This window comes from Pseudomonas sp. Irchel 3E19 (assembly GCF_900187585.1).
Classification (GTDB): domain Bacteria; phylum Pseudomonadota; class Gammaproteobacteria; order Pseudomonadales; family Pseudomonadaceae; genus Aquipseudomonas; species Aquipseudomonas baetica.
Window position 1 is genome coordinate 90,277 of sequence record NZ_FYDT01000021.1, and the last position, 10,980, is coordinate 101,256.

Consider the following 10,980-nt stretch of genomic DNA (forward strand, 5'->3'; position numbering starts at 1 on the left):
CGTCTGGTGTCGTCAGTCCCAAGCCCTCACAGTGAACTCGTCGGTGCGATGTATCGCGACCATCGCGGTTGGCTGTTGGCGTGGCTGCGGCGCAATGTGGCGTGCCCGCAGCGAGCCGAAGACCTCAGTCAGGACACTTTCGTGCGTCTGCTCGGTCGCGACGAACTGCTATCGCCGCGCGAGCCCCGGGCCTTTCTGGTGGCGATCGCCAAGGGCCTGCTGTTCGATTACTTCCGCCGCGCTGCGCTGGAACAGGCCTACCTCACCGAATTGATGCTGATCCCCGAAGGCGAACAACCGTCGGTGGAAGAACAGCAACTGATCCTCGAAGACCTCAAAGCCATCGACCGTCTGCTCGGCAAACTGTCGACCAAGGCCCGCGCCGCGTTCCTTTATAACCGCCTCGACGGCCTCGGCCATGCCGAGATCGCCGAGAAGCTCGGCGTATCCGTGCCGCGTGTGCGCCAATATCTGGCCCAGGGGATTCGTCAGTGCTACATCGCGTTGTACGGTGAGCCGACATGAGCCCGGCCAGTTCCAGACCCGTGCCGGCGCATGTGCTCGACGCGGCGATTGCCTGGCAGTTGACGCTCGATTCGAGCAGCCCGCTGGAGCGCGAAGAGTTCGCCAAATGGCACGCGGCCCATGAAGAACATGCCCGGGCGTGGCGTCAGTTGGGCATGCTCGATCAGCGTTTCAGCGTGGCCAAGGGCCCGGCGCGCAGTGCGTTGCTGCAATCGCGCGAAGGCATTCGCCGCCGCGTGCGCAAACTGGGTAGCGGGTTGGCCAGCGTGGTGGCGCTGGTCGGTCTGGCGCTGTTTGCCGGTGACCGTTATCTACCGCTGGATTACTGGCTGGCGGATCAGCGCACCGCCACCGGCGAACAGCGCACCGTGCGCCTGGCCGACGGCACCGTACTCAACCTCAACACCCACAGCGCCGTGGATGTGCGTTTCGATGAGAAGCGCCGACTGATTGTTTTGCAGGAAGGCGAAATCCTCGTCGAGACCGGTCACGGTGATGCCCGACCCTTTATTGTCGAAACCCGCGAAGGCAGCATGCGCGCGTTGGGCACACGGTTCCTGGTCAAGCGCGAAGAACAAGGCACACGCCTGAGCGTATTGCAGTCGGCAGTCGCCGCGCGTGCGCAAGCCAATCCCGAAGAACAGATTCTGCGTGAAGGCCAGCAAGTGCTGCTGCGCCATGACGGACTGGATTCGATCGTCGCGCTCAACCCCGGGGCCGACGCGTGGACGCGCGGAATGCTGGTGGTCGATAACGCGCGGCTGGGGGATCTGGTGCATGAACTGGGACGTTATCGTCGCGGGCATTTGGGGGTGGCACCGGAAGTGGCTGACTTGCGGATTACCGGCAGTTTCCCGTTGCATGACACCGATAAAGCCTTGAGCGCCCTGCTGCCGACCCTGCCGGTGCAGATCGAGCAGCACACGCCGTATTGGGTCACCGTGGCGAAGGCTGATTCCAAACCTGATTAATGTGGTGCCTGAGCTTTAGCTTTCGCGAGTAGGCTCGCCCCCACATTGGGATGCGTTACCCCTGTGGGAGCGAGCCTGCTCGCGAAGACGTCATCTGCCACAACCCGATTTTCAGTTAATCGAAATTATTTTCATCCAGCCCTATCACTTTTTGATTTTCATCCGGCACACAGGCAATTGAGAAATATTTCCATTCAGGAGCCGCCGTATGTCCCGTTCGCTAGACACCTTGTTGCGCCCCAGTATGCTGGCCGTCGCCATCGCCCTGAGCGCTCCGCTGATCAGCAGCCCGCTGCTCGCCGCTGAACAAGCGTCCAGCGTGCGCGCCTACAACCTGCCGGCCGCTCCGTTGTCCACCACGCTGAACCAGATCGCCAGCCAGGGCGGCCTGGCGCTGTCGTTGAATCCGTCGCTGGCGGCAGGCAAGACCTCAGCGCCGGTCAACGGCCAGTACGACGCCACTGGCGCGTTGCGTGCAGCGTTGCAAGGCACGGGTCTGCAACTGGAACAAAGCAGCACCGGCACTTACACCCTGGTCGCTGTGCCTGAGGGCGTGATGGCGCTGCCGGAAACATCGGTGATCGGTGTGGAAAATCTGGAAACCGCCTGGAGCCCTGTCGAAGGCTACACCGCCACGCGCACCGCCGCCGGCACCAAGACCGATACTGCGCTGGTCGAAGCGCCGCGTTCGATCTCCGTCGCCACCCGCCAGCAAATGGAAGACCGTGGCGTGCATAGCCTCGATGACGCCGTGCGCTACATGCCGGGCATCACCGCCAGCAGCTACGGCAGCGACACCCGTGCCGACTGGCTTCGCGTGCGCGGTTTCGAACCGACCCAGTTCCTCGACGGTTTGCCACTGCCCAAAGGCGTGTACGCCAACCCGAAACAGGAAACCTGGAACCTCGACCGCCTCGCCCTGCTGCGTGGCCCGGCTTCGTCGGTATACGGCCAGACCCCGCCGGGCGGTCTGCTCGACATGGTCAGCCGCCGTCCCAGTGACATCGCCAGCAGCGAAATCCAGCTGCAATACGGCAGCGACAACCATCGTCAGATCAACTTCGCCAGCACCGGCAAGATCGACGAGGCGGGTCAGTTTCTCTATGGCATCAGCGGCGTGATCCGTGATGGCGGAACACAGATCGACCACATCGACGACAAGCGCTACAACATCGCGCCGAGCCTGACCTGGAACATCGACGACGACACCAAACTGACCCTGCTGTCGCAATTCACCCGCGACGATACCGGCGTCACCAGTCAGTTCTATCCGATCCAGGGCACCAAGATCGGCATGCCGTTCGGCAAGATTTCCCACCACAAGAACCTCGGCGATCCAGACTACGACTACTACGACCGCACCTACTACGCGCTTGGCTATGCCTTTGAGCATCGCTTCAATGACGTGTGGCAGTTCAAACAGAACCTGCGCTACACCAAGTCGGATCTGTCGTTCCAGACCATGACCGTCAACAGCTATAACCCGTCTTTCGCCGGCTACACCGTTGATGATCAGGGTAATGTCGGGCGCGGCACCACCAACGTCGATGAGGACATCAGCCAGTTCGCCGTGGACAACAACTTCCAGGCCGACTTCGCCACCGGCGACATTCGCCACACCTTGCTGCTGGGTCTCGATCACCAGCGCAGCAACACCAACTACACCTCGATCTTCGGCTCCGCGCCAAGCATCAACGTCAACAACCCGGTCTACGGCCAGCCGATCGTGCGTCCGGCGCGCTCCACAGCGTTTTACGACTACAACCAGAAGACCTACCAGACCGGCCTGTACGTGCAGGATCAAATGGCCCTCGACCAGTGGCGCCTGACCTTGGGCGGCCGTGAAGACTGGGTGCACACCGGCACCCAATTCATCAACAAGGCCGACGCCACCAACACCCAGCGCGACAAGAAATTCAGCGGCAACGCGGCGCTCAGCTATGTGTTCGACTCAGGCTTCGTGCCTTACCTGTCGTACGCCGAATCCTTCCAGCCAACCACCGGCGCCGACGCCACCTCCAGCGGTTCGCTCAAGCCAACCGAAGGCAAGCAATGGGAACTGGGCATCAAGTACCAGCCACCGGGCAGCAAGACGTTGCTGAGCGCGGCCGTGTATGACCTCACGCAGAAAAATGTTGCGGTCAACACCTTCGTCGACGGCGTGTCGGTCACCAGCCAGACCGGCGAAGTGAAAGTCAAAGGCCTGGAGCTGGAAGCGGTCTCGGACGTTACCGACAACCTGAAAGTCATCGCCGCCTACACCCTGGCCAAGTCCGAAGTGCAGAAAGGTGTCGACAAGGGCAACCGCCTGCAACTGATGCCGAACCAACAGGCTTCGTTGTGGACCGACTACACCTGGCACACCGGCGTGCTCGACGGTTTCGGTGTTGGCGCCGGCGTGCGTTACACCGGCAACACCTACGGCGACAAGGCCAACACCTGGCTGGGCAAGGCTGACGCCTACACCGTGTTCGACGCTTCGGTGCATTACGACCTCGGCCGTCTGGACAACAGCCTCAAGGGCGCGTCGCTGGCACTGAACGCGACCAACCTGTTCGACAAGGATTACATCTCCACCTGCGACAGCTTCTACTGCTACTACGGCGACCAGCGCAGTGTCGTCGCCAGTGCCACTTACAAGTGGTAAGCGACTGAGCTGAAACAGGTCATGTCACCCGGCCGTCCCTCGTGGACGGCTTTGGTGTTTTTGAAGGTCATGAAATGAAAAGTAAATCAATCCGCCGCTGGTCGTTCATCCACACCTGGACCAGCCTGGTCTGCACCGTGTTTTTGCTGATGCTGGCCTTGACCGGCCTGCCGTTGATTTTCAGCCATGAAATCGACCACCTGCTCGGCGATGCTCCCGTTGTGCGCGAGATGCCGGCCGACACGCCGCGCCTGAATCTGGCGCAACTGGTCGAGGCAGCGGAAAAACATCGCCCGGATGACGTCGTGCAGTACTTCGGCTTCGACGACGATGAGCCGAATGCCGTGCTGACGATCATGGCGAAAACCGCCGGCACCGAGCCCAACTCCTCGCACACATTCATGCTCGACGCGCGCACCGGCGAAGCGCTGGAAACCCCCTCGGCCAACGGCGGTTTGATGCTGTTCATCCTGCGCCTGCACGTCGACATGTTCGCCGGGTTGCCGGGCAAATTGCTGCTGGCGTTCATGGGCCTGCTGTTTGTCGTGGCGATTGTGTCCGGAACGGTGCTGTACCTGCCGTTCATGCGCCGCTTGAAGTTCGGCACCGTGCGCCAGGACAAATCCACCCGCCTGCGCTGGCTCGACCTGCATAACCTGATCGGCGTCGTCACGCTGACCTGGGCGCTGGTTGTCGGCGTGACCGGGGTGATCAGCGCCTGCGCCGACCTGCTGATCGCTGCGTGGCGCAACGATTCGCTCAATACGTTGATCGCGCCTTATCGCGATGCGCCGCCGCTGACCCATCTGGCGCCCGCCACCCGTTTGCTCGACATTGCCGACGAAGTCGCGCCGGACATGAAACCGGACTTCATTGCCTTCCCCGGCACGCGGTTTTCCAGCGAGCATCATTACTCGGTGTTCATGAAGGGCGGCACGCACCTGACCTCGCACTTGCTGACGCCGGTGCTGATCGACGCCACGACGCTGCAAGTCACCGCCGTGGCGGAACGACCGTGGTACATGGACGCCATGGGCATGTCGCAGCCGCTGCACTTCGGTGATTACGGCGGCATGCCGATGAAGATCCTCTGGGCGACGCTGGATGTGCTGACGATCATCGTGCTCGGCAGCGGCGTGTATCTGTGGGTGGTGCGGCGTAAAGCGGCCCGGCCCGCGCTGGAAACAACGGAAGCCTCGGCATGAAGCCGCGTCAGTCGAGTTTCTGGAAGGTGTTCAGCACACCGCTGGTGATTGCGCTGCTCAGTGCCGCGGGGTTGTTTGCGGCGTTATTGGGGGATGGCATCTGGGATGCATTGAGCTGGTTTGGGCTGGGTATTCCGGCGTATCTGGCCATAAGAGGTTTGGTGGTGCGAAGCTGAAGAACCCTGTGGGAGCGAGCCTGCTCGCGATAGCGTACGAACATTCAACATCGATGTTGACTGACACACCGTCATCGCGAGCAGGCTCGCTCCCACATTTGGTTCGGTGAAAGCCTTGAGCTCGTGCCCTGACAGGCTATGCTGCCCGCTCACTGTCCTGATCGAGACCCTGCCAATGTCCGCCCCCAGCATGACCCTGTTCCACAACACGCTCTCCCCGTTCGTGCGCAAAGTGATGGTGTTGCTGTATGAAACCGGCCAGCAGGATCGCGTTGCCTTGCAAGACTGCGTGCTCAGCCCGGTCAGCCCGAGCGCTGAACTCAATGTCGACAACCCGCTGGGCAAGATTCCCGCCCTGCGCCTGGCTGATGGCAACGTCATCCATGACAGCCGGGTGATCCTCGAATACCTCGACCAACAACACGTCGGCAATCCGCTGATCCCGCGCGAAGGCGCGGCCCGCTGGCGCCGGCTGACCCTGGCCTCGATGGCTGACGGGATCATGGACGCGTCGGTGATGGTGCGTTATGAACTGGTTTTGCGTGCACCGGAAAAACATTGGGATGAATGGCTCGAAGCCCAGCGCGACAAGATCCGCCGCGCCCTCGCCGTGCTGGAGCGCGACGCGATTGCCGAGCTGACCAGCCACTTTGATGTGGCGGCGATCAGCGTGGCGTGTGCGCTGGGTTACCTTGACCTGCGCTTCCCCGATCTGGGCTGGCGGGATGCCAATCCGCAACTGGCCAATTGGTATTTCGAAGTCAGTCAGCGACCGTCCATGATCGCGACCATGCCCAAGCCTTAGTTTTTCAGCGCCTGTTCCGGCCTCTTCGCGAGCAGGCTCGCTCCCACCCCGAATTGGGGCCTGACAGAGAAATTCGCGCTGACATCAGTCCTGTGGGAGCGAGCCTGCTCGCGAAGGCCCCACCTCGGTTCCACAGGCAGAAATCCAATAATCCGCGTCACCAACTCATCCTTCCAGCACTGATCCTCACGCAACCCCAGCGACCGGCTCATTGCATCGCCCCCACATCGAACTCCAGCGGCTTGACCGGCTTCTGCCCGATCCCATACCAGTCCAGTTTGCGCGTCAGCACCATGAACACACCGAGCAAGCCGAACAGCAGCAGCGAGCCCATCAGCAGCGCGTAATCCTCGGCGCTCAACAAACCGTAGAGCAGGCCATACAACGCCGCCAACCCCGCCGAAAAGCTCAAACCGTGACGCACGCTGCGCAGCACATGGCAGACATAGAACCCGATCAACAACACACAACCACTGGCCGACAGCAGATACGCCAGCGCAAACCCGATGTGTTCCGACAGCGACAACAGCAACAGGTAGAAGAACGCCAGCGCCACGCCAACCAACGCGTACTGCACCGGGTGCACCGCCAGGCTCTTGAGGACTTCGAACAAGAAGAAACCGGCAAACGTCAGGACGATGAACAGCAATGCGTACTTGATCGCCCGGTCGCTCTTCAGATACTGATCCACCGGATCGATGAAGCTCACGCCGAAACTGCGGGCATTGAACCCATCGCAATCATTGCTGCTGACGCAGCGGCTCATGGCGTCTTGCAGGTTGGTGGAGAAGAACGTGGTCTGCCAGTCGGCGCTGAAACCGGCATCGTTGATTTCCCGTTTGGCCGGCAGGAAGTTGCCGATGAAGCTTGGGTGCGGCCAGTTCGCAGTCAGGCTCACACTGCTGGTTTTGCCCACCGGCAGCACCTGCAACGAACCGGTGCCTTGCAGACGCAGGTCGAAACCGAACGCCAGTTCCGTGGTTTTGCTGGTATCGAGCACCGGCAGCGTCACTCGTACGCCTTCGCCGAGCCAGCCGACTTGAGTGCCGGGCACGAAGTCCAGGCGCTGGCCGTCGAGTTCCAGTTTCAAAGCGTTTTCGATGCCGCGAATGTCGCTGATGCCGACCGCGAGAAACGGCGCATCGAACTGGTAATCGACGAAGTCTTCCTTGATGCCCAATTGCGCCGGCAGCGAAAAGTGACCGTTGATGCGATTATCGGCGTGAAACAGCCGCGCCTCATAAATGCCCCGGGCGCGCAGTTCGGTCTGTACCTGGCCATCGAGCTCGAAACGCTCAGGCAAAAAGTACAAACGCCCGCGCTCTTCGCTCGGCTCGTCATAGCGCTGGTTGGTTTTGTCGTTGAGCTTCCAGTTGTGAATCACTTTGCGATACGGCACCACCATCACCGGCCCGCTGACTTGCTGGCTGTAGCTGGAGCTGCGCGCGATGTCTTCCAGCACGCCGTCGCGCAGCTGCTGGCGATCATCGATGACCCCGTCGATCATCAGCAACGGTATCAGCAACAGCAGGATCAGCGTGGCAATGGCGCCGAGCTTTATGGTCAGATTCTTGTTCATGGGACTCTCCCTGTTTTGATGGGCAGAGTCTGGTTGGGGTGTATGGGGGTTTTGTGGGGGGAATGTGGAGATTGTGTGGAGACTTCACCGGCCCCTTCGCGAGCAGGCTCGCTCCCACATTGGAATGCGCCACCTGTGGGAGCGAGCCTGCTCGCGAAGGCAGCGACTCGGTTTCAAGGCAAGCGCAGGGTCACTTCAACGCCATTTTCAACATTGCGAATTTGCATCGACCCACCATGCAACTTGACCACTTCCTCAACGAAGTTAAGCCCTAAACCCGTACTCTTGCGTCCACTATCGGGGCGCGGCAATGAGTAGAAGCGTTCGGTCAAACGCGGCAAAGCGTAGTCAGGAATCGCCGCCGTCTCATTGAACAAACGAAATTCGATTTGCTCGCCAACCCGCTCGGCACTGAACCGCAGCAACCCCTCTACCGGGGTGAAATCCAGCGCATTCTCCAGCACATTCCCCAGCGCCTGACGCAGCAAAAATGGCTCGCCGATCAGCAGCAGACTCGCCGAGATCGCCTGTTCAATGCGCAGCTGCTTGCCTTCGATTCGCGCGATCTGAGCCTGCAACAACTCATCGACCAACACCGCCAACGGCACCCCTACCCGTTCCTCCAGTCCTTGACGCTGCTCAACCTGCGCCAGATTCAGCAAGCGCTCGATCAGTTGCTGCATCCGCGCACTTTCGCTGTCGATGTTGCCGACAAATCGCAATCGTTGAGCCGGCAGCATTTCACCTTGCAGCAACTCCGCCGCGCCGCGAATGGCCGCCAACGGGCTTTTCAGTTCATGGGTCAGCGTGTGCACGTAACGCTCGACGTAAGCCTTGCCTTCCAGTTGCGTGCGCATCTGCTCGACCGCCGTGGCCAGTTGTTCCAGCTCGCCGCCGCGATAGTGCGGAACTTCCACGCGCCGACCTTCGCTCACCGCTTGCGCATAACCGGTCAAGCGGTGCAGCGCGCGGCTCAGCCACCATGACAGCAAGGCGCCGAACAACAAACCGAGACCGATCAGGCCAGCACCGTAAAACAGCAAGCGCCGTTCGGTACGGTCGACATAAGGCTGCAATGAGCTGTTGGGTTTAGCCACGGTCACCACACCGATAATCTGGCCGTTGTCGCGGATCGGCGCACCGACGTGCATCACCGAGGAACTGGCGTCATCCGGATCACTGCGGCTGGAGCGCGCACCGTATTCGCCGCGCAAGGTCAGGTAGACGTCGTTCCAGCGCGAATAATCCTGGCCCACCGCCACACCGCTGGAATCCAGCACCACCCGGCCCTTGGCGTCGGTGACGTAGATGCGGTGGTTGACCTGATTCTTCGGCAAGCCCCAGATCGTCGCTTGCGGCTGACGTTCGCCGTAAGCGCGCAGTAACTGCGGCCAGCGATTCTCGCTGAGGGTGCCGGCCTTGAAATCGTCCCGCAGGATCTCCGCCATCAGGTTGGCGGTGTCGACCAGGGTTTCTTCGGTGGACTGACGTACACCGGGGCGGATTTCTTCCATCACCGTGTTGAGCACGAAATAACCGGTCAGGCCGACAAACAGCACATACACCAGGAAAATCCGCAGGCCCAACGACATTAGCTGTGCCCCGGGCTGTAGCTGTAACCGAGGCCGCGATGGGTCTGGATCGGCTCGGCTTGCGCGCGTACCAGACGCAGCTTGGCGCGCACGCTTTTGATGTGGCTGTCGATGCTGCGCTCGTAGCCGGCATCGGCGGCCACACCCAGTGCGTCGAGCAATTGCTCGCGACTGAACACCCGCTCTGGTTGTTCAAGCAAGCATTGCAGCAGGCGGAATTCATGGCGGGTCAGGCTCAGTGTCTGGCCGCGATAAACAATTTGAACGCGTTCTGGATCGATGCGAAACAGCGCAGACGACGCCTCGATCACTGGACGCGGCGCCATGCGTTTGAGAATCGCCCGGACCCGCGCCGCCACTTCCCGTGGACTGAAGGGCTTGACCACGTAGTCGTCGGCACCGATTTCAAGCCCCACGACGCGGTCGATCTCGGCATCCCGGGCACTGAGAAACAGCACCGGCACGTCACTGAAGCGGCGCAGCTGTTTGCAGGTTTCGAAACCGCTGATGTCCGGCAGGCCGATGTCGAGAATGATCAGATCGGCCGGGGTCTGACGCTGATGTTCCAGCGCCGCTGCGCCGAGGTTCACCCAGGTGGTGGTGAACCCCTCGCCCTGCAAGGCAAAAATCAGCGTGTCGGCAATCGCCGCTTCGTCTTCGACTATCAGAATATGAGGCATGGCGTCCGAGCCCGTGGGTTAAGTGGGCGAACGGTGCCCCAAGCCTGACGTTACGTCAATGAAACCACTTGGCTTAACAGTCTGGTTTGTCCGCAGTGAAGCGCCGCGCCGGGTTTACGGCTGCACCGAATTCCCGCAAGGCCTTGGCACCGATCAGCAGCGGATAATTGAAGTTGCTGCGGTCGGTCAGGTTGACCTCCACGGTACGCTTGACGTTGCCCAGGCACAGCTCCAGATCGACCACCGGACGTTTGGCGACTTCGGTGCTGTCGCCCTCGTCTTCTTCATCCGAACGGCTCTTGATCTTGCTGATCCGCGCGACCTTGTGTTCGTAGACCTTGTTGCTGGCGTCCTTGGTGCCGAGGCGGAAGCGCACCCATTCGTCACCATCACGGGTGAAGGTCTCGATGTCCTTGGCCGACAGCGACGCGGTCAGCGCACCGGTATCCATTTTGGCCTTGAGCACTTCACCGCCGATTTCCGGCAGCGCGATGTATTCGTAACGCCCGTACAGGGTCGGCTCGGCGGCCATGACCGGCAGGGCGACGAGGGCAAACAGTGCAAGGAGGGATTTCACGTAAGGGGCTTCCTTGAAAAATGAGGGCGGCAGACGCGAGATTTTAGACAGCCTGCAGGCAATTGGTTCGCCTCAAGCCCGCCTTCGCGAGCAGGCTCGCTTGTATGGTAGGACTTGAAGGGAGGAGGAGGGACAAGGCTCGATTCTGACTGTTGACGCAGCACAGACCGTGGGAGATTTCGCCCCTCCTCCTTTCACCCAAGCGCCGATAAAGAATGCATCT

The 10,980-nt window shown here is 60.9% G+C and carries 10 protein-coding genes; 6 read left to right on the forward strand and 4 right to left on the reverse strand.

The window, feature by feature from the left end:
* Positions 1 to 48 precede the first annotated feature (48 nt).
* From CKW18_RS15295 to CKW18_RS15320, 6 genes are all read left to right on the forward strand, one after another.
* Entirely contained in the window at positions 49 to 525 is a 477-nt protein-coding gene (locus CKW18_RS15295) for an RNA polymerase sigma factor (RefSeq protein WP_238156319.1), read from the forward strand.
* Positions 522 to 1,496, forward strand: coding sequence for a FecR domain-containing protein (locus tag CKW18_RS15300; protein WP_095189550.1), 975 nt, complete (start codon positions 522 to 524; stop codon positions 1,494 to 1,496). The genes CKW18_RS15295 and CKW18_RS15300 overlap by 4 nt, the downstream gene beginning before the upstream one ends.
* 208 nt (positions 1,497 to 1,704) lie before the next feature.
* Positions 1,705 to 4,143, forward strand: a complete 2,439-nt coding sequence (locus CKW18_RS15305; protein WP_095189551.1) for a TonB-dependent siderophore receptor — start codon at positions 1,705 to 1,707, stop codon at positions 4,141 to 4,143.
* A 74-nt stretch (positions 4,144 to 4,217) separates the two neighbouring features.
* A complete protein-coding gene (locus CKW18_RS15310) occupies positions 4,218 to 5,348 on the forward strand; it encodes a PepSY domain-containing protein (protein ID WP_095189552.1) in 1,131 nt (376 codons plus the stop codon).
* Positions 5,345 to 5,524, forward strand: a complete 180-nt coding sequence (locus CKW18_RS15315) for a hypothetical protein (protein ID WP_095189553.1) — start codon at positions 5,345 to 5,347, stop codon at positions 5,522 to 5,524. The genes CKW18_RS15310 and CKW18_RS15315 overlap by 4 nt, the downstream gene beginning before the upstream one ends.
* Positions 5,525 to 5,699: 175 nt before the next feature.
* Positions 5,700 to 6,329, forward strand: a complete 630-nt coding sequence (locus CKW18_RS15320) for a glutathione S-transferase family protein (RefSeq protein WP_095189554.1) — start codon at positions 5,700 to 5,702, stop codon at positions 6,327 to 6,329.
* A 208-nt stretch (positions 6,330 to 6,537) separates the two neighbouring features.
* On the opposite strand, the gene creD is transcribed toward CKW18_RS15320, so the two are convergent.
* From creD to CKW18_RS15345, 4 genes are all read right to left on the reverse strand, one after another.
* Positions 6,538 to 7,908, reverse strand: coding sequence for a cell envelope integrity protein CreD (creD, locus tag CKW18_RS15330; RefSeq protein WP_095189556.1), 1,371 nt, complete (start codon positions 7,906 to 7,908; stop codon positions 6,538 to 6,540).
* A gap of 173 nt (positions 7,909 to 8,081) precedes the next feature.
* Positions 8,082 to 9,500, reverse strand: coding sequence for a two-component system sensor histidine kinase CreC (gene creC / locus CKW18_RS15335; protein ID WP_095189557.1), 1,419 nt, complete (start codon positions 9,498 to 9,500; stop codon positions 8,082 to 8,084).
* Entirely contained in the window at positions 9,500 to 10,180 is a 681-nt protein-coding gene (creB, locus tag CKW18_RS15340) for a two-component system response regulator CreB (protein ID WP_095189558.1), read from the reverse strand. The genes creC and creB overlap by 1 nt, the downstream gene beginning before the upstream one ends.
* A gap of 73 nt (positions 10,181 to 10,253) precedes the next feature.
* Positions 10,254 to 10,757 (reverse strand): ATP-dependent zinc protease, encoded by a 504-nt coding sequence (locus tag CKW18_RS15345; RefSeq protein WP_095189559.1) that lies wholly within the window; start codon positions 10,755 to 10,757, stop codon positions 10,254 to 10,256.
* Positions 10,758 to 10,980: the final 223 nt, after the last annotated feature.